This is a genomic window from Aliiroseovarius sp. ABM4_368, from assembly GCF_056161205.1.
Genome location: NZ_JBSWYR010000001.1, coordinates 341,526 through 361,462 on the forward strand (window position 1 = coordinate 341,526; position 19,937 = coordinate 361,462).

At 57.7% G+C, this 19,937-nt stretch carries 16 protein-coding genes; 3 read left to right on the forward strand and 13 right to left on the reverse strand.

What is annotated here, in order from left to right; translation table 11 throughout:
* Positions 1-7: 7 nt before the first annotated feature.
* From ACXAH3_RS01770 to ACXAH3_RS01790, 5 genes are all read right to left on the reverse strand, one after another.
* Positions 8-1,252 carry a CpaE/TadZ family protein gene (locus tag ACXAH3_RS01770; protein WP_474860349.1) on the reverse strand — a complete coding sequence of 415 codons (1,245 nt, stop codon included), beginning with the start codon at positions 1,250-1,252 and terminating at the stop codon, positions 8-10.
* A 403-nt stretch (positions 1,253-1,655) separates the two neighbouring features.
* Positions 1,656-2,318 carry an OmpA family protein gene (locus ACXAH3_RS01775; protein ID WP_474860350.1) on the reverse strand — a complete coding sequence of 221 codons (663 nt, stop codon included), beginning with the start codon at positions 2,316-2,318 and terminating at the stop codon, positions 1,656-1,658.
* Positions 2,319-2,328: 10 nt separating this feature from the next.
* Positions 2,329-3,741, reverse strand: coding sequence for a type II and III secretion system protein family protein (locus tag ACXAH3_RS01780; protein ID WP_474860351.1), 1,413 nt, complete (start codon positions 3,739-3,741; stop codon positions 2,329-2,331).
* Positions 3,742-3,974: 233 nt separating this feature from the next.
* Positions 3,975-4,817, reverse strand: coding sequence for a Flp pilus assembly protein CpaB (gene cpaB / locus ACXAH3_RS01785; protein WP_474860352.1), 843 nt, complete (start codon positions 4,815-4,817; stop codon positions 3,975-3,977).
* Positions 4,818-5,108: 291 nt separating this feature from the next.
* Positions 5,109-5,294, reverse strand: coding sequence for a Flp family type IVb pilin (locus ACXAH3_RS01790; RefSeq protein WP_474860353.1), 186 nt, complete (start codon positions 5,292-5,294; stop codon positions 5,109-5,111).
* 344 nt (positions 5,295-5,638) lie between these two features.
* Here ACXAH3_RS01790 and ACXAH3_RS01795 point away from each other — a divergent pair, with 344 nt between their 5' ends.
* The gene (locus ACXAH3_RS01795) at positions 5,639-6,478 is read left to right on the forward strand and encodes a lytic transglycosylase domain-containing protein (RefSeq protein WP_474860354.1); all 840 of its coding nucleotides are present in this window, start codon (positions 5,639-5,641) and stop codon (positions 6,476-6,478) included.
* Positions 6,471-7,916: a UbiA family prenyltransferase gene (locus ACXAH3_RS01800; RefSeq protein ID WP_474860355.1), complete on the forward strand. Its 1,446-nt coding sequence runs from the start codon at positions 6,471-6,473 to the stop codon at positions 7,914-7,916. Before ACXAH3_RS01795 ends, ACXAH3_RS01800 begins: the two co-directional genes overlap by 8 nt.
* Before the next feature lie 67 nt (positions 7,917-7,983).
* Here ACXAH3_RS01800 and ACXAH3_RS01805 read toward each other — a convergent pair whose 3' ends face one another.
* The 8 genes from ACXAH3_RS01805 to topA all read right to left on the reverse strand — a co-directional run bounded on the left by ACXAH3_RS01805 (position 7,984) and on the right by topA (position 17,227).
* Positions 7,984-8,721, reverse strand: a complete 738-nt coding sequence (locus tag ACXAH3_RS01805) for an SDR family NAD(P)-dependent oxidoreductase (protein WP_474860356.1) — start codon at positions 8,719-8,721, stop codon at positions 7,984-7,986.
* Positions 8,718-10,040, reverse strand: coding sequence for an FAD-binding oxidoreductase (locus ACXAH3_RS01810; RefSeq protein WP_474860357.1), 1,323 nt, complete (start codon positions 10,038-10,040; stop codon positions 8,718-8,720). The genes ACXAH3_RS01805 and ACXAH3_RS01810 overlap by 4 nt, the downstream gene beginning before the upstream one ends.
* Positions 10,021-11,046 (reverse strand): lysylphosphatidylglycerol synthase transmembrane domain-containing protein, encoded by a 1,026-nt coding sequence (locus ACXAH3_RS01815; RefSeq protein WP_474860358.1) that lies wholly within the window; start codon positions 11,044-11,046, stop codon positions 10,021-10,023. Before ACXAH3_RS01815 ends, ACXAH3_RS01810 begins: the two co-directional genes overlap by 20 nt.
* A 114-nt stretch (positions 11,047-11,160) precedes the next feature.
* Positions 11,161-12,300: a PQQ-dependent sugar dehydrogenase gene (locus tag ACXAH3_RS01820; RefSeq protein ID WP_474860359.1), complete on the reverse strand. Its 1,140-nt coding sequence runs from the start codon at positions 12,298-12,300 to the stop codon at positions 11,161-11,163.
* A gap of 138 nt (positions 12,301-12,438) precedes the next feature.
* Positions 12,439-13,068, reverse strand: coding sequence for a 3-oxoacid CoA-transferase subunit B (locus ACXAH3_RS01825; protein WP_474860360.1), 630 nt, complete (start codon positions 13,066-13,068; stop codon positions 12,439-12,441).
* Between the two features lie 3 nt (positions 13,069-13,071).
* Complete coding sequence (locus tag ACXAH3_RS01830) at positions 13,072-13,785, reverse strand: CoA transferase subunit A (RefSeq protein WP_474860361.1); 714 nt, start codon at positions 13,783-13,785, stop codon at positions 13,072-13,074.
* Between the two features lie 148 nt (positions 13,786-13,933).
* Positions 13,934-14,491 carry a L,D-transpeptidase gene (locus ACXAH3_RS01835; protein ID WP_474860362.1) on the reverse strand — a complete coding sequence of 186 codons (558 nt, stop codon included), beginning with the start codon at positions 14,489-14,491 and terminating at the stop codon, positions 13,934-13,936.
* A 177-nt stretch (positions 14,492-14,668) separates the two neighbouring features.
* Positions 14,669-17,227 carry a type I DNA topoisomerase gene (gene topA / locus ACXAH3_RS01840; protein ID WP_474860363.1) on the reverse strand — a complete coding sequence of 853 codons (2,559 nt, stop codon included), beginning with the start codon at positions 17,225-17,227 and terminating at the stop codon, positions 14,669-14,671.
* A 226-nt stretch (positions 17,228-17,453) separates the two neighbouring features.
* On the opposite strand from topA, the gene ACXAH3_RS01845 reads away from it, so the two are divergent.
* On the forward strand, positions 17,454-19,856 hold the full coding sequence (locus tag ACXAH3_RS01845; RefSeq protein ID WP_474860364.1) for an ATP-dependent helicase: 2,403 nt from the start codon (positions 17,454-17,456) through the stop codon (positions 19,854-19,856).
* Positions 19,857-19,937: the final 81 nt, after the last annotated feature.

Consider the following 19,937-nt stretch of genomic DNA (forward strand, 5'->3'; position numbering starts at 1 on the left):
TCTGGCGCTATTGCGCTGCAATGTCAGATTGGTTCAGTTCGTGAATGGACTTGGCCAGTTTCAGCATCTCTTTGCGCAAAGCATTCTTCGGCGCGGAACTTGCCAAGGGTACACCGTGATCCCCAGCGTCTGCGATCTGCTTACCCCCGTCGGGCAATTGCAGTTCGATCGAGATATCCAGGCTTTCGGCAAGGCGCTTTACGCGCGATTTGCCGGACAAATCCGTGAATTTCGGAGCGCGGTTCAGAACATAGCGCAGCTTTTCGACCGGAAGCTCTTCCGCTTTCAGGGCCTTGATCATGCGAAGCGTGTTCTGAGCCGAGCGCAGATCCAGCTCCATGGTCACGAAATAGACATGCGCCGCTTGAAGCACTGTTTCCGTCCACTGGACCAGTGTGTTGGGCATGTCGATGATGACATAGTCGAAATTCGTTCGGGCGATCTCTACAAGACGCTGGACATCCTCGGACGTGATCATGTCCAGGGGCAGCATGTCTGGCGGTGCCGTCAACACATGTAGGCGATCTTCGTACGTCAGCAATGCCTGCGTGAACAGGTCGTAATCCATCACTTCGGTATCGGACAGAAGCTCGTAAACCGCATCGCGGCGCGGCAGGTCCAGATAGGTTGCAGCTGATCCGAACTGAAGGCCTAAATCCAGTAGGCAGACACGTGGATGGTGGTTCTTGTCAATTTGCGTCAGTTCCCAAGCCAGATTGACCGCCAGGGTGGTTGCTCCGGTCCCGCCTGCCATCGGCTGTACGGCTAGGATGACGGCTTCATGCTTGCCGGCCATGCCGGACGATGTGTTGACCGCTTCAACGGGCAATTGTGGGACTTGCTTTTTCTGGCGCATCCGCTCGATCGCGTCATGCAGTGCGCCATCGGGAAGGGGGTAGGGGACAAATTCTTCGGCGCCGAGTTTCAGCAGCTGGTGCAGCGCAATCGGGCTGACCTCTTCGGCGATGACGATCACTTTGATGTCCCGGTCAATCGCAGTCTTGATAATAGAGGCGACCTTGGTCAGGTCTGCCTCGTCCTGATCATCCAAAGCAACTGCAATGAATTCCAGATCGCGGGCATCCGGCTGTTCGAAGAATTCGACAGCGTCGTCAATCGGAAGATCGCCCCAGGCCTCGCCCAGTTCGGTCTCCATGTCTTCGATCAGCAGGTCAAAATTCTGAACATCCCGCGACACTGTGCACGCGATGATCGGCTCAGGATCGGTTTGCAGCGCAGAAGGGCTACTCATAGCTCGTTCCTTTCATATCCGGGATGGCCAAGCTTGTGTCTTCTGGCACCGCGGTCTCTCGTTAATTGCGAATCGCAAAATCATAAATCTTTCCTGCAGGCTGGATTGCTACAGAAAATCTGGGCAACATTACGACGCTTGGCACATTATTATCCAAATATTAGGAACATTGTCGCCCCAATGAAAGGATCTGTTTCGCTTTCAAATACGTAAGATTCAAATGAAACCAATACCGTTATTACCTCAACCCAACCTACTATAGCATTGATAAAAAAAGAAATAAACTGATTTGCACGATGCGAAGGTTCAAAAATCTGGTGACAAAACGCCGCTAGAGCGTCGAGGCAGACATGAAAAAAGGGCGCAACAAAATTACGCCCTTCAAATTTCGATACGTTAAGGCTTACTCGACCGTGGCTACCTCGGCGTTGCTGATCGCTGGAAGCGGTTGAGCGCTGTCAATATACTCTCGGTTGATAATTTCGGCATATTTGCCGTCCAGCAGGGTGGCTTTGCGGTTGTTGGCAAAGCCGCTGACCTCGGTCACTGTGCGGCGGTTGCGCAGCTCGCGTTGCTGGGTCTGGATCAGCGGTCGGGTTTCGCCAAAGCTGACCACGGCCTCGAGGCGCGAACGGCTGATGCCGCGTGATACCAGATAGTTCACAGCAGCGCGCGCACGGCGCATCCCCAGACGTTTGTTATACGCGTTCGAGCCGACAAGATCGGTGTGGCCGTAGACGCGGAAACGAATTTCTGGGAATTGCAGGATCCATTTGGCCTGCGTATCCAGAGTTTTGCGCGCTTCTGGCGACAGATCCGCTTTGTTGAACTCGAAGTTCACCGTGTCATTCACTTCACGGCTGAAGCGTTCTCCCAGCGCTTGAATGACGTTGATCTCTCCGGTTTGAACGCCGATGTTGTGGGCTGTCGGCGTGCCGAAGCCACCTTCATCCAGGTTGCCCCCGGCTTCGTTCAACCAGAAATGCATGGCTTGCTGATTGTCTGCGCAGCCTGCCAGAATGGCGATGACCGACGTGGCGGCGAGAATTGGTTTGATCCGTTTCATGTCGCGATCCTTATTCCATCACGTAGCCGTAAGAACCCGAGAAGTCCTGCTTGGCAACTTCTGCCGCAGCACCTGCTTTGGGCGTCGACGTTGCGGCCGTCTTGCCGAACAAGAACAGGTCCTTTTCGGAGGGCGGGCGAATGCGGTCCGTGGGAACGGCAAGGAATTCACCGCGGGTCGGGGTAACCAGATGCGCCGAGACGATGATCACCAGCTCGGACTGGCGACGTTCGTATTCCGACGAACGGAAGAGGGCACCCAGAACCGGCAGATCGCCAAGCCATGGCACCGCACCAACTGCGTCTTGGAAGTCGTCTTCGATCAGGCCCGCAATGGCAAAGCTTTCGCCGTCACGCAGTTCAACTGTGGTCGAAGTTTCGCGTACGCGGAAGGCATTCAGGATCAACCCGCCGTTTTGATAGCTGACAGAGCTGTCCAGACCGGACACAGCCGCTTTCAGTTGCAGGTTGATGACGTCATCGGACAGAACTGTCGGCGTGAAGGTCAGTTCGACGCCGAACGGTTTGAATTCAACCGAAACGGCACCTTCTTCTTGCGAGACGGGAACCGGATATTCACCACCCGCCAAGAAGGATGCTTCCTGCCCGGACAAAGCGGTCAAATTAGGTTCGGCCAGGGTGCGTACAATGCCTTTGCTTTCAAGCGCTTCCAGAAGGACACCAACTTGGAAGCTACCCGCGCCAAATCCGATGCTGAGCGCCCCCTCTTGGTCACCACTGACAGTCACATTAGAGTTGCTCAAGCTGTTTCCATCGGTCAACCACGTGCCAGTTTCACCACCGATGCCCACGCTACCGCTGGTGCCGCCAATGGCCAACGAGCTTGACAGCGCTTTACGCACCGAGCGGCCCATTTCAGCGAAACGCACTTTCAGCATCACCTGCTGGGTGCCGCCGACGCTCATCATGTTGGAAACACGCTCTGGCGCATAGCGTTGCGCCAGATCAAGGGCCAGCGTCATCCGGTTCGGAGAGCTGACAACACCCGACAGAACGATGCCGTCATTGGCGGTGCGCACTTCGATGCCTTCACCGGGAAGGATCTGGCGCAGACGCTCTTTAAACTCGCTGATGTCGGGGGTGACGTGCACTTCGACGTTGCTCAGAAGCGAACCATCCGGCCCAAGAAGGGTCAGGGTGGTACGTCCGGGGGTCTTACCCAGCACATAGATTGTGCGGTCCGACAGGGTCGAAATGTCTGCGATGCCGGGGTTTGCAATCGAAAGCTCTGCAAACGAGCTATCGCTTTCCACAACCACGGCGCGGTTCATGGGAACCTTCAATGCGCGCGATGGGCCGGTGTCGGTAACGCGAAGTGTCTCCGCAACGCCCATTGCGGGCGCGGTTCCAACTCCCATCGACAAGCCCAACAGGGCTGCCTTAATGAATCTATCAACTTTCATGTGATCCTGCCTCTCTGACCACGTATTTTGGGACGCCCTATACCGCTGGGCAGCCCCCTTTGCTCGTTGGCCGTGTCACCCTCTTCTCGGGGCAATCACCGCCTATTGGACGCCAGACTGCGCGGGATTCCGCAAAAAATCAACAATCAATAACCTTAAGGCCGACTGTTATGTGTGCGAATGGCAACACTTATTTCTTTTTTGCGAATGCTGACTTGGGTGAAACGCCGTGATTATTCGGGGCAGGGGATCACCGTTTCGATGATTTCTGCCCCGCGACGGGTGCGAATGGTGCAGCGGCGTGCTTCTGGGGCGGTGAACTCGCCAATGATTTCGCCTTGCCCGACTTCGATGTCGTCACTGATGGTTTGATCGCGCGCGCCGACAAGCGCCAGCGTCAGCCGCCCGCTGCTTTGTGCCTGCGCCAATGCGGCCACCTGACGAGGTGACACTTCAACAGTAACCGTTCGTGCTACGTTAGGGGCTGTCCGGTCGTTGTCAGCGATCTGGTCAACAGCGATCAGAGGGACATTGGATTGAATCAGCTTTGTTACCGCTTCCGCATCGCCAAATTCGTTCCGGCCGCGGCCAGTCCAATAAACATCAACGCGGTCCCCTGGGCGCAGGAAGCCCGAAACACCCGAGCTGACGTCTACACGAATTGCGAAAGCGCGCATCCCTTCGGCCAGTCGCGAGGCGACTCCCGCATCGGCGCCCGGTTTGGATACTTTAACCTCAAGAAGGGCTTCGTCCTTCTCCATCGCGCGGATGACCGTGCGGAATTTCGGCTCTCCGTCAGGGAAAACTTCTTCCACGGTGCGAAACACGCCTTCAGGCATGGCTTCTTTCGGGAACTTAACCAGACGAATGTTCTCTTCGGTGATCTGCTGGCCGTATTTCACAGCCTCGTTCAGCACATAGACTTCTTCGGTCGGAACAATCTGTTGATTGGCCGCGCGTGCACGCTCTGCGTCAAGCTGGGCCTGATAGCCGCCAATAAAGTCGCGTGCCATATAAACAGCAAAACCTGCCAGGCCGATGCCGACGATCAAGACCAGTCCGAAAATCAAGCGCATCAGTATCCCTTCCGTGCGTATTCAGTCACCTGCAATTCAGGTTTTTGCCGACAGTGGTATCCGAGGCAAAACTGAAACAACAAGCTCCTTTCGTGAAAAAATCACAGGAAATTGCGACAATTACCAGTCCATTCAAAGCCAGCAGCGGAATTAATTGGAAAATGTGATCAAGTGTCAACCGACTAATGCCAGAAACAGTGGGGCTTACCATGCTGGATCTGGAAGTTGATCGCTGAAACGAAAAAGCCGCGCCCAAGTGGACGCGGCCAAAATTCTTATACTAAGCTAGGCTTAGTTGGGCTCCATCGTCGAGATGGCTGCCGAGATTTTGTCTGCCAGAGTGGTGGTACCACCACGAACCGAAGTCAGAACGGCAATGCCCAGGCCAACGATAGCTGCGGTCAGAACAACCCAGTCTACGGTTACAGCGCCATCTTCGTCGGCTTTGAAGGTTTTGATCATTTCGAACAGTTTCATTTTGTGTTCCTTTACTGGATTCAACGAATTGTTAATTTTTTCACTCGCAACTTCGACGCTTTGAAGGTTTGTCCCGCATTGCGTATTGCATGGTGACAATAAGCCTTTGGAATGGGGCAAGAATTGGGCGTTTAAGGTACGATTTCTCGAACGGACTGTGGTTTTTTTGTAATTTCCCCTAACGCTTTGTTAATAAATGTTAAAAATTTTCGTATCTGTTGCTCTTTTTTAAAATTTGGCAGTTTTTTCCTGCGCTGTTCCTGTCGATTCAGTAAAAACTAGCGCTTTTTTAACCAATCTGCGACAACTAAACCAGTCAATGAGGTAGAGTAGAGAACCGCAAAATGCGGCGATTCATGTATTTAGGGGCGATCTCGGCACTTTTGTTGGCAGGGCCAGCACTGGGGCAGAGTGATCCTCCTCCGTATCCGGAGTTCACATTTAAACGCGTCACCGTTCCAAAGGCTGGCGCTTCAAATCGTTTGACGGTTCAGATCGACCCAGAGGAACAGGCCGCCGCCTTGGCGGTTCCTCAAAAGCCAACCGTTGACGTCGAGCCGGATTTGGAAATTGCCCTGCCCGCCCCAACGCCATGGGATTGGTTCTGGCAAGAGGTGTCGCCGAAACTTTCAGACACTGGTCCCGCAAACATTCAAAAAGCAGTTAATGCGGTTGCGGAACGTGACGGTGTGCCCCAACCGCGCCTTCAACATCTTCAAGACATCGCTCGTGTTCACGGAAGCGATATTCTGCGTGTGACCGTTGGTACGCCCGTATCGCCTGCTTTGGTTGTGGCTTTGATCTCGGTCGAAAGCGCGGGGAATAAAGAAGCCCTAAGTGAAGCAGGGGCCCAAGGGTTAATGCAGCTGATCCCGGCAACCGCAGAACGGTTCGGCGTAACCGACAGCACCGACCCCAAGCAAAACATCGAAGGTGGCGTCGCCTATCTGGAGTGGCTGATCAAGCATTTCCAAGGCGATCCGATCTTTGCCCTTGCGGGCTATAACGCGGGCGAGAATGCAGTCGGAAAGCACAACGGGATCCCACCCTATCCCGAAACGCGCGCTTATGTGCCCAAGGTTCTGGCAGCGTGGCATGTGGCGCGCGGGTTGTGTTTGACACCGCCCGAGCTTTTGACAGATGGGTGTGTATTTACAGTAATGGGGACCCCTTCGAATGGGTGACAAAATAGTTAAGAAGCCGTTGGTGCTGGATGTTGATGGAACGTTTCTGCGCACTGACATTCTGTTTGAGTGTTTTTGGGCGGCGCTTGGCAAAGACCCGATCCGCGCCCTGAAGATCAGCGCGACAAACCTGCAAAACCCCGCGCACCTGAAGGCTGAGCTGGCCGAGATTGCAGAGCTTCGCACAGATCTTCTGCCGGTCGAACCGGACGTGGTGGAGCTCGCGGCTCAGGCCAAGTCCGAAGGACGCGAGGTCATCCTGGCGTCGGCCTCGCACCAGCCATTGGTCGAGAGGCTGGCCCGTGACCATGAACTTTCGCCCCGCGTTTTCGCCTCGGACGGGCAAACAAACCTTAAGGGCGCGCGCAAGGCGGCTGCTTTGGTCGAGACCTTCGGCGAACAAGGCTTTGACTATGCCGGTAACGCGCCGGTGGACCGCGCCATCTGGGACAAGGCCGACCGTGCCATCGTCGTGGGCGACGAAGCATCCGCGCGCCAAATCGAAGGGCGCGGCCAATCCATCACCAAAGTCGAGGGCGGCTGGAAGATCGCCGATGTGCTGCGGAGCTTCCGCCCACATCAATGGGTTAAGAATGTGTTGCTGCTTTTACCAATGATCGCGGCCCATGCATTCGACTTGGCGACCTTGGTTGCGGCTTTCTTTGGGATTGTTGCGTTCTCGGCGGCGGCGTCCTCGATCTATCTGGTAAATGACCTGTTGGATCTGGAAGCAGACCGCCTGCATGCCACCAAGAAGAACCGACCCTTCGCGTCGGGCGCTGTGCCGATCCAGATTGGGATGCTGTGCTTTATACTCCTGTCTGCCATTGCTTTGGGCGTGGCCGTGGCATTGTCTTGGACGTTCCTAGGAGTCGTCGCCTTTTATATGACAATGTCGCTGGCATATTCACTGAAACTCAAGCGCATGCGCTGGATCGACATCGCGGTGCTGGCCTCGCTTTACACTTTACGTGTCGTGGCCGGCGCGGCTGCGACCGGGATCTATGTATCGGGCTATCTGCTTGTCTTCATCTTCCCGGTCTTTTTTGCACTTGGCTGCGTAAAACGCCTGACCGAGCTGACGCTGGCAACCTCGGACGAGCGCCTGCCGGGCCGGGGTTATGGCCGTCCTGACCGTCCCGACCTGCTGAACGTCGCCGCCCTTGGCGTTGTCGCTGCATTGGTGGCCTTCTTCCTGTATTCCTTCACTGAGCAAGCCATAGGCCTTTACAAAACCCGCTGGCTGATCTGGGTGGCGGAAATCCCGCTGGCATGGTGGATGATCCGCATGGTGTCGCTGGGCTGGCACGGGAAACAGGACTACGACCCGATCGTCTTCGCCATGAAAGACAAGCGCGGCATTGGGCTGATCCTGATGACACTGGCCATCATGTTCTATGCAGCGGGGCTGTGGCAGACATGGTTCGGCGCGCTCTAGCCGCTCTTTAGGCCCGTGCCACAGGCGCGGGCCCCCGATGAAGGGATGATCCGCTCGTCAGGGCGGATCAGATCGACATTTTCTTGAAGATAAACTCGGGGATGTGGCGGATGATCAGCATGATGTAGCGCCAGAAAAACGGCGTATAGATCACGTTTCTCTGCTTCTCGACCGCTTTCAGAATGTCCTTGGCCACCGCTTCGGGCGAGGCGACAAGGAACATGCCTTCGACGCTCCACGTCATGGCCGTGTCCACAAAGCCCGGTTTCACTGTCACCACATGCCCACCGGAACGGGTCAGGCGATTGCGTAGCCCCGACAGATAGGTCGCAAAGCCAGCCTTGGCCGAGCCATAGACATAGTTTCCGATCCGCCCGCGATCCCCGGCGACGGATCCGACGCCAACCACGGTTCCTGCACCGCGTGCCTCGATCACTGGGGCAAGCTGTGACAGGAAAGTGGCGGGGCCGGTGTGGCTGTCTTGGATGACGCCATCGATCAGCTTGGGATTCTCGTCAATCGCTTCTTGCGGAGGCATAGAGCCCACGAAGACAGCGGCGTTGATCACGCCCTCCATCTTCTCGGCCTGCGTAATAATAGGTCCGAAAGTGGCACTGTCGCGGGCGTCGAACTTCATCGCAATGGCCTCGACCCCGCGCACGGACATGTCTGTGGCCGTGCGTTTCAGGTCTTCCATATCGCGCCCCGCCAGAATGACACTGGCGCCTTGATTGGCGACCGCGTTGGCAAAGCCCCGCGCCATCGAGGACGTGGCCCCAAGAATGATCCAGCAATTCTGTGTCATGACGCACCTCCTGCGGTGCGCAGGTCAAGCCGTCGCACCATGTCCGTTTCAAAAGCGTGATCGGGATCGGCTTTGTTCACCGCTTTCACCCAATCGCCATGTTCCGGATACATCGCCTTGATTGCAGGGCCAGTCGCCAGTGCATCTTTGGCCAGATACAGGCGTCCACCTGCATCCACAGTCATGTCTTCCAGCATGGCGATCAACTCGGGCGCGGCATCACGGGCCGGGAAGTCCACGGCCAGCGTATAGCCTTCCATCGGGAAGCTCATCGGACCCGCGCGTCCCGGTCCCATGCGTTTCAGCACGGCCAAAGGCGAGGCAAGGCCCACCCCAGCGATTTCGCTCAACATTGCTTTCAGCGCATCAGCTTGATCCAGCGGGACGACGTTCTGGAATTGATAGAACCCGCGCTTGCCATAAAGCCGATTCCAATCGTGGATCTTATCCAGCGGGAAGAAGAACTCGTCGATCCGCTTGACCGAGGACCGGCCCGATGTCGGAACACGCCGGTAATAGGCGTTGTTGAAGGTCCGAACGATCGGACCGGACAGGGCAAAGCCGGGCGCGTCCATCGGCACCTTCTTCGATGGCTTCGCCTTGGGCAACAGGCCCGCAGCCAGCTCGGCTTCTTCGACGACGCCACGCCCAAGGCTTTCCCCCGTTGCGGTGGCATCAATCCAACCCACGCAATACGTCGCTTGGCTGCCATCAAGAAGCGCAAGGTGCGCGTCCCAGTTCTCGGCGCGTTGTTCGGTCACCATCATCACGTCGCCGGGGCAGGGCTTTAGCTGGAGCTTCGCCTCGGCAATCACACCCGTCTGGCCGATCCCACCCATGGTGGCGCGGAACAGTCCCGCGTTGCGGTCTGGCGTGGCAACCGTGCGCTTGGCCCCATTCAGCAGCGTGACCGATAGAACGTGTTGTCCAAAGCTGCCTTCGTTGTGGTGGTTCTTGCCGTGCACATCCTGCGCGATACAGCCGCCGACGGTGGCAAAGCCTGTGCCGGGCATAACGGCGGGCAGCCAACCTTGCGGCGCGAAGACTTTGGCCAAGGTGGCGATGGTCACGCCAGCCTCGACCGAGACAATTCCAGTTTCGCCGTCGAAATCCAGAATGCGGTTCATACGCGTCATGTCGATGGCGCGGCCCCCGTCATTCAGCGGCGCATCACCATAGGATCGGCAGTTGCCAATCGCCGGGCAGGCGGTGTCTGCCAAGGTGTTTTTCAACGTGCTGGCCCGTTCAGGCCGTGCCAGTTCCGCCGTGGCTGTGTGCACACGGCCCCAGCCTGAATACTCAGTTGTTTTCCAAACCATTTTGATATCTCAGTGAAATTCTCTCGGCGATGGGGAAGACCAGAAGGCCGATCCCGATCGCGAACCAAAGTGTTGTGACGCGGATGATGGCGGTGGCGGGCAAGCTGACCTCAAGCGGTACACCTTCCAGCGCCAGAAGGGCGATCATGGCAGCTTCCGCGCCGCCGACGCCGCCCGGCGCGCCTGTCAGTCCGCCAGCAAGTGTTGAAAAGACGAAGATGGCGACGGCCTTGGCAAAGCTGATATCCGCCCCCATCCACATCAAAAGAAGGTGAAAGGCATAGCCTTCGGCGATCCAGCCCACCACTCCGATCAACGCAGCAACGGCGATCAAGGTGGGCGAGGTGAAGGCGGACAGCGACTGCGCGGCGCGGCGCAGCTTGGCCCAAAGGCGCGGAAAGCGACCTGTCAGGCGGTGGCCCAGCGTTGCGAAACCCGCCAAAAGGCGGGGGCGGGTGGCCGCAAAGGCAGCAGCCAAGGCAAGAATGGTCACGGGCAGTCCGCCTGCAATCCCGGTCGTCGAGAAGGCCAAGGCCAGTCCAAGGATCAGCGCCATGGCGGTCAGGTCGGATGCTCGGTCGATCAGGACCAAGGGGGCCGTGCGTTCATAGCTCCAGCCCGTTTCGCGACGCAGCCAGCGCATCCGCACCAGTTCGCCTACGCGGCCGGGGGTGACAGACATGGCAAAGCCGCCAAGGAAGTGGCGCAGGTCTTGCATCAGCCCAGTGGGCAGGCCCAGCTTGCGGGCAAAGACGTGCCAGCGCAGGCCGCGAAAGACGTAGTTTACAAGGCTCAGCGCCAGCAGGATTGCGAACTGTCCCCAAGACAGTTTCATCAGCTGCGCGCGGGTTTCCTCCCAGCCCGTGGCTGCGGCCAGCCCGATCAATCCGGCAAGAACAAGAGCGAAAAGGCCCAGCAGAATAAGCGTATCGCGCAGCCTTTTATTCGGGGCTGTGCCTGCCGATTGTTTCGTCGTGGTGGACGATGCTGGGTTGGTGCTGCTCATTGTCATTGCCCGGCTTATGGCGGGGGATTGAGGCGAGATTATGAAAGCCGCGCAGCATTTGCGAGGGGAAAATCGCGCGGAAAACAGCTTAGCCGCTTCCGTTTTTGCGATGCATCAGTTTGGAGTCAGGCGCAAAAGCCGTCCATTGCGACCATCTTCCAGCACCCAAAGCGCCCCGTCCGGCCCTTGTTCTACCTCGCGCACCCGTTCGTCCCAGCTAAAGCGCTCGACCTCTGTTGCCGCATCGGGGCCAAGCTGCACGCGGATCAGGGCGCGGCTGACCAGCCCTCCGATCAACGCCGTGCCGCGCCAATTGGGAAACAGATCGCCGGAATAGATCACCAGCCCCGAGGGCGCGATGCTGGGCACCCAGAAAGCGTGCGGCGCAGCCAGATCAGGACGCGTGCCGTGATCGGGGATCGCAGCCCCGCTGTAGTGATTGCCGTTGGACACCACCGGCCAGCCATAGTTCTGGCCCGCCACGATCAGATTCAACTCGTCCCCGTGACGCGGTCCCATCTCGTGCGCCCACAGCCGCCCGTCAGCGTCAAAGGCGATGCCAAGAGAATTGCGGTGTCCCATCGTCCAGAAGGTTTTCGCCAGCTCTCCATCGCTTTGAAACGGGTTGTCCGGCGGGACGGATCCATCGTCATTCAGACGGATCAGCTTGCCCAACGCCTGCGCCATGTCCTGCGCGGGATCAAGCTCTTGCCGGTCGCCCGAAGTGATAAAAAGCTTACCTTCATGTGGTCCGCCCTTGGGCCCAAACGCCAAGCGGTGCGAAAAATGCCCGCGTCCGGGATAGGCGGGGAATTGACGCCAAATTTCTTCATGTTCGGTCAGGATCGGGTCGCCCGTCAGGTCTAGACGCGCGCGGATCACCACGGCTTGGCGGGTGCCCGACCGGTCGCCCTGCGTCACATATGAAAGGTAAATCAATCCGTTATTGGAAAAATCAGGATGTGGCACCACATCGCCCAGACCGCCTTGCCCGCCATCCAGCACCTTTGGAACGACCGCGACTTGGGTCTTGGTCCCATCGGTTCCGACCAACCAAAGCCGCCCCGGTTTCGTCGTTACCAAAGCCTGTTCGCTGTTCAGAAAGCTCATCGCCCAAGGGGCGTTGAAATCCGTAATGCTCTGTGCCTCGATCTGATTGCCTGTGGTGCTTTCAATCGGGAAGGCCCAGCTGGCTTGGGGCATGGCCACAAACCCAGAGAGGCCAACGAGAAGGGCGGCGATGGTCTTGTGCATGGGACACCTTTTCGGTTGGGATGCCCTAGACAACCATCAAAATGGCGGCCTCGCAAATCCAACCCGGCCACAATCAGGTGAACACATGAAAAAAAGGCCCCACGGGGGGGCCTTTTGAGAATTTGTCTGGTCCGGGGATCAGTTGACGATCGTCGCCTCGGTCGCGGCGCGCAGTTCGTCTTCGGTCACGCCATCGGCGGTCTCGACGATTTTCAGGCCGCCTTCGACCACATCCAGCACACCCAGATTGGTGATGATGCGGTCCACGACCGACTTACCAGTCAGGGGCAGGGTGCATTCTGTCAGCACCTTGCTGTCACCATGCTTGTTGGTGTGATCCATAACGACCACCACGCGGCCAACACCGGCCACAAGGTCCATCGCGCCGCCCATGCCTTTGACCAGCTTGCCGGGGATCATCCAGTTGGCAAGGTCGCCGTTTTCGGCCACTTCCATCGCGCCCAGAATGGCCATGGCGATCTTGCCGCCGCGGATCATGCCAAAGCTCATCGAGCTGTCAAAATAGGCGGTCTGGGGCAGTTCGGTAATGGTCTGCTTGCCTGCGTTGATCAGGTCGGCGTCGATTTCATCTTCGGTCGGGAAGGGGCCCATGCCCAGCATGCCGTTTTCCGACTGAAGCGTTACGTTGACACCTTCAGGGATGTAGTTCGACACCAGCGTCGGGATGCCGATGCCAAGGTTCACATACCAACCGTCTTGCAGTTCTTGTGCCGCGCGGGCGGCCATTTGATTGCGGTCCCAAGCCATGTCTTAAGCCTCCCGGATGGTGCGTTGTTCGATGCGCTTCTCGTGCTCGCCCTGAATGATGCGATGCACGTAGATGCCCGGCAGATGGATCGCATCCGGATCCAGCGAACCGGTCGGCACGATTTCCTCGACCTCGACCACGCAGGTTTTGCCGCACATGGCAGCCGGCGGGTTGAAGTTGCGGGCGGTCTTGCGGAACACAAGGTTGCCGGTTTCGTCCGCTTTCCAGGCCTTCACAATGGACAGATCAGCAAAGATGCCTTCTTCCATGATGTAGGTTTCCATCTCGCCGTTCGGGCCGGTTGGGAAATCCTTTTCGTCCTTGCCCTCGGCAATGACGGTGCCCACGCCGGTCTTGGTGAAGAAGCCGGGGATGCCGTGACCGGCCGCGCGCATGCGTTCGGCCAGCGTGCCCTGTGGGTTGAACTCCAACTCCAGCTCGCCCGACAGGTATTGGCGCATGAACTCGGCGTTTTCGCCCACATAGGACGAAATCATCTTTTTCACCTGCTTGGTTTGCAGCAGGATACCAATGCCGAAATCATCAACGCCCGCATTGTTGGATGCGAAGGTCAAGTTCTTCACACCGCTTTCCTTGATGGCTTCCAGCAGAAGCTCGGGGATGCCGCACAGGCCAAAGCCGCCGGCGGCAATCAGCATGTCGTCCGACAGAAGCCCGTCCAGAGCTTCGGCGGCGCTGCCATATACCTTGTTCATGAAAGATCCCTCTCGTCAGTTTCGTTGCTTTTCTGGCTTGGGGGCCGTGTAAAGTCAACGAAACCATACGCTGCATAAGGGCTTCAGGTATTTCTACCTAGACCCCAGAAGAGTGGACCCGGAAGGGAGCAAAGTAAGGCAAGTTCGGTCAGATTATCCGAACCTGTGCACCCACGGGCGTGATCGAAAACAGCTCGGCAATGGCGTTGTTGTAAAGGCCAATGCAACCATCCGAGCTGCGCCGTCCGATCTTGCGCGTATCATGCGTTCCGTGGATCAGATAGGCGGGCCAGCCAAGATACATTGCGTGCGTTCCCAACGGGTTGTCCGGGCCGGGGGGCATGTATTTCAGCTCGGGGTTACGCTCGATCATGCTGGGGGTCGGGGTCCAGTCCGGCCCCACGCGTTTGCGCATGATTTTGGTGTACCCAGTTTTCTTCAGATCATCCGTCAGTGGTACAGATGTCGGATAAATGCGGTAATCGCTGCCATCCGCGCTCCAATAATGTAAGGCACGCGAGATCGTATCGCAGACGATGGTGACGCGATCCAATTTCTCGAAGTGATCTTCCCAGCTTTGGCTGGCAAAGCTCGATATATTTCGTTTTGCCGATCCAATAACCGGGGTGGCAAGGGCAGTTTTCGGCAGCGAAACCGCTGCAGCTGCGCCCGCGATGACCGCGCGGCGCGAATAGGAACGTGACATGATAAAGCCCACTACTTGATTCAGTTTGGCAGTACAAAACCCCGCGCTGGGGCAGGTTACAAATCACTAGTTTGAGAGGTCGAATGCCAGCGACCAAATGAGCACACAGTGGTAAACCTTCGGCCTGTCAAAGTTATGCAATCAGGCCAAAGGCATTTCTCGGATCGGGCCCACGCTTTAGCTTTTGCTGGCTGCCTTTTTCTTTGCGGCAGGTTTCTTTTTGGCTGCAGTTTTCTTTTTTGCAGGCTTCTTCTTCGCGGCCTTTTCGGCGATCCAACCCACTGCCATTTCCATGGTCACGTCTGCAGGTTCCACGTCTTTGGGAATGGTTGCGTTGACCTTTTCCCATTTCACGTAGGGGCCATAGCGGCCTTCCATGACATTGACCGGACCACCATCTTCTGGGTGTTCACCCAATTCTTTCAGTGGCTTGGCCGCTGTTCGTCCGCGCCCACCGGGGTTGGCGCGCTTTTCGGCCAGCATCTCGACCGCGCGGTTCATGCCGATCTCAAACACGTCCTGCGGGTCTTTGATGTTGACGTAGACCGGCTTCGCCTCGCCTTCGGCTTGGTGCATGATATAGGGTCCGAAGCGGCCAAAGTTCGACTTCACCTCGCCGCCATCTGGGTGTTCACCTACCACGCGGGGCAGGGACAGCAGGATCAGCGCTTTCTCAAGCGTGATGTCTTCTTTCGCCCAGCCTTTGGGCAGGGACGCGCGTGGCGGTTTTTTGTTTTCCGGCGTGGGTTCGCCGCGCTGGACGTAAGGGCCGAAACGACCGGCCTTCAGCCAGATCTCATCGCCATTGTCTTCGCCCAACAAACGTTCGTCGCCTTCCGCACCTTCACCTGCGATCGGACGGGTATAGGTGCATTCCGGGTAATTCCCACAGCCCACGAACCCGCCAGTGCGCGAGGTTTTCAAGTGCAGCTGACCCGTTCCGCATTTCGGGCAGATACGCGGGTCGGATCCGTCTTCGCGTGGAGGGTACAGTTGGGGCGCAAGCGCCGCGTCCAGTTTGTCCAGCACTTCGGAGATTCGCAGCTCGGACGTCTCGGCAATCGCGGCCGAGAAATCCCGCCAGAAACGCGCCAAAACTTCCTTGTAATCCATATCACCCGCAGAAATCTCGTCGAGCTCTTCTTCAAGGTTCGCGGTGAACTCATAGCCCACATACTGGCGGAAGAAGTTCATCAGGAAGATCGTCACGATCCGGCCTTTATCCTCGGGGAACAGGCGGTTCTTGTCTTTGCGAACGTACTCGCGATCCTGAATGGTGGTGATCACCGACGCATAGGTCGACGGGCGACCGATGCCCAGTTCTTCCATGCGTTTGACCAGCGTCGCCTCGGTATAGCGGGGCGGGGGCTGGGTGAAGTGCTGTTCGGGCGAAATAGACTTCTTGTCGGCCTTTTCGCCTTCCATAATCTGCGGCAGGCGTTTGTCGTCTTCGTCTACGACCTGATCATCACGGCCTTCTTCATAGACCTTCAGGAAGCCTTCGAACACGACGACTTGCCCGGTGGCGCGCAGCACGACCTGACCGTCATCCGATCCCACATCCACCGAGGTACGCTCGAATTTGGCGCTTTCCATCTGGCTGGCGAGGGTCCGCTTCCAGATCAGGTCGTAAAGCTTGCGCTGATCGGGTTCGAGCTTCGCCAGATCGTTTGCAGACACGGTCATATCCGTCGGGCGAATACACTCGTGCGCTTCCTGCGCGTTCTTGGCTTTGTTCTTGTAAATCCGCGGATTGGCCGGAATGAACTCCTTGCCGTACCGGTCCGAGATCGCATCGCGTGCGGCCGCCACGGCTTCGGGTGCCATGTCGATCCCGTCGGTCCGCATATAGGTGATGTACCCGGCCTCGTACAGGCGTTGGGCGGTCGACATGGTTTGACGCGCGCCGAAGCCGAACTTGCGGCTGGCTTCTTGCTGCAGGGTTGAAGTCATGAAGGGCGGCGAGGGGTTACGGGTCGCAGGCTTCGCCTCGACCGACTGAACCGACAGATCGCGCGAGGTGATGGCCTGAACGGCTAATTCAGCAGCGGTTTCGTTCTCAAGGTCGTAACGGTCGAGCTTTTGGCCACCTAGAACCGTCAGACGGGCCTCGAACTCTTGACCACGCGGCGTTTGCAGCAATGCTTTCACCGACCAGTATTCACGGGCGTTGAAGGCCTCGATCTCTTCTTCGCGCTCAACAATCAGACGCAGGCAAACCGACTGAACGCGACCGGCCGAGCGTGCGCCCGGCAGCTTGCGCCACAACACTGGGCTCAGGTTGAAGCCTACCAGATAATCCAGCGCTCGGCGGGCCAGGTATGCCTCGACCAGATCGCTGTCCACATCGCGCGGGTTTTGCATCGCCTCTGTCACTGCGGATTTGGTGATCGCGTTGAAGACCACGCGGCTGACCGGCGTGTCCTTCTTGACCGCACGACGTTTGCGCAGCGCTTCTTCCAAGTGCCACGAAATCGCTTCCCCTTCGCGATCGGGGTCGGTTGCGAGGATCAGGTTGTTGTCGTCTTTCAAAGCATCGGCAATAGCGCGCACATGCTTGGCGCTGTCGCGGCCGACCTCCCATTTCATGGCGAACTCGTTGTCGGTGTCGACGGACCCGTCCTTGGGCGGCAGGTCGCGGACGTGGCCATAGGATGCAAGTACCGTGTAATCCGACCCAAGATATTTATTGATGGTCTTGGCTTTGGCCGGGCTTTCGACGACGACTACGGGCATGAACTTCCTCTCGACTCAGGTACACCATGAAATAATGGCAGTCTTTCTGGAGGCGTTAGATGTGTCGTGAAGGGGCATCTTGTCAATGGGCACTCTCTATATATAGGAGCGCATTTCGCCGCGCCCCCTTTAGGGGGCGGAAAGTTTGGTAGGATTTTAGGGGGCGGATGGAACAGATGTGGAACATGCCCTTCCCCTGTGAGCTTGGCGTTGCTAAGAAGATCGAATGAGCAGCATTGACGACAACGACCTGATTGATGATTCCGATGATGGGGTAGGGGCGCCGAAGGTCCCCCTATCGCAGCGCGCGATGGGGGCGGCCATTGGTGCGCGATCGGCACCCTATATGGGCGGTTTAAACCCTGCCCAACGCGAGGCGGTCGAGACATTAAACGGTCCGGTTTTGATGCTGGCAGGCGCGGGAACAGGTAAGACCAAGGCGCTGACCACGCGGATTGCGCATCTGCTGACCACCGGGTCCGCGCGCACCAATGAAATCTTGGCCGTGACCTTTACGAACAAAGCCGCGCGCGAGATGAAAGAACGTGTCGCCGGACTGCTGGGCCAGACGGTTGAAGGCATGCCGTGGATGGGCACCTTCCATTCGATCTGCGTGAAACTTCTGCGTCGTCACGCCGAGCTGGTCGGGCTGAAAACCAACTTCACCATTTTGGACACGGATGACCAAATTCGGCTTTTGAAACAACTGATTGTGGCCAGCAACATCGACGAAAAACGCTGGCCCGCGCGGCTGTTGTCGGGCGTGATCGACAATTGGAAGAACCGCGCATGGACGCCGGAAACGCTGCCCGCGTCCGAGGCGCAGGCGTTTAACGATCGTGGGCCGGAACTCTATGCGCAGTATCAAGAGCGGTTGAAGACGCTCAATGCTTGCGATTTCGGTGATCTGCTTTTACACATGGTCACGATTTTTCAGCAACACGACGATATTCTAGCCAAGTATCAAAGCTGGTTTCGCTACATCCTTGTCGACGAATACCAGGATACTAACGTGGCCCAGTATCTGTGGCTGCGGCTTCTGGCGGCGGGGCACAAAAACATCTGCTGCGTGGGTGATGACGATCAGTCGATCTATGGCTGGCGTGGGGCCGAGGTGGGCAATATCCTACGGTTTGAAAAGGATTTTCCGGGCGCGAAGGTTGTGCGGTTGGAGCAAAACTATCGCTCCACCGCGCATATTCTGGCAGCCGCGTCCGGCGTGATCGCGGGCAATGCGGACCGTCTGGGCAAAGAGCTGTGGACCGAGGCCGAGGGCGGCGAAAAAGTCCGCCTGATCGGCCATTGGGACGGTGACGAAGAAGCCCGTTGGGTCGGCGAGGAAATCGAGGCGATGCAGTCCGGCACACGTGGCATGGCTGGTAAATCGCTGGATGACATGGCGATCCTTGTGCGCGCGTCCCACCAGATGCGCGCGTTTGAAGACCGCTTTCTGACCATCGGCTTGCCCTATCGCGTGATCGGCGGGCCTCGGTTTTACGAACGCTTGGAAATCCGCGATGCGATGGCATATTTCCGTTTGGCGGTGAGCCAAGACGACGATCTGGCGTTTGAACGCATCGTCAACACACCCCGCCGTGGGCTGGGTGACAAGGCGGTTCAGACGATCCAGATGCTGGCCCGCACCAATGGCGTTTCGCTGGTTGAAGGCGCGCGGATCGCGGTCGAAACGAGCGCCATAAAGGGCAAGGGCGGCAAGGGGTTGGCCGAACTGGTCGCAGGGCTGGATCGCTGGTTCAACCAGCTGCGGGCGGAAGAAGACACCCATATCGAAATGGCCGAAGTGATCTTGGAAGAATCCGGCTATACGACCATGTGGCTGAACGACAAAACGCCCGAAGCACCCGGCCGTCTTGAAAACCTTAAGGAACTGGTGAAGGCGCTGGAAAGCTTTGAAAACCTTCAGGGTTTTCTGGAGCACGTCAGCCTGATCATGGACAACGATACGGACGACGCCGAGGAAAAGGTCACGATAATGACCTTGCACGCGGCCAAGGGGCTGGAATACCCCGCCGTGTTCCTGCCGGGATGGGAAGACGGGCTGTTTCCGTCCCAGCGTTCGATGGATGAAAGCGGGCTTAAGGGGCTCGAGGAAGAACGTCGTCTGGCCTATGTCGGCATCACACGGGCGGAAGAGGTCTGCACGATTTCCTTCGCAGCCAATCGCCGTGTTTACGGCCAATGGCAGTCGCAACTGCCCTCGCGTTTCGTCGATGAACTGCCCGAGGATCACGTGGAAGTGCTGACCGCGCCGGGCCTGTATGGCGGCGGCTATGGTGGCATGTCGGGCGATTTCGGGGGGCAGTCCCCCTTGGAGGACAAAGCCAGCCGCGCGGATGCGTATAATTCGCCGGGATGGAAGCGGATGCAGGCGCAAGGAAACCTGCGCATAAAGCCCAGTCCAAACGAAGCCAAGGGGCTTGTGATCGACGCCACCGCCGTGTCGTCCTTTATCCAAGGCGACCGCGTGTTCCACACCAAGTTTGGTTATGGCACCGTTATGGGCATTGAAGGCGACAAGCTGGATATCGAGTTCGACAAGGCCGGCGCCAAAAAGGTTGTCGCGAAATTCATCGTGCCAGCCGCGCAGGCGGGTGACGTCCCCTTCTGATCACTTCAGACATTCTGGAATAAAAAACGGCGCCGCTCGGGAGGAGGTGAGCGACGCCGTTTCCTATTTGGTCGGACCTCG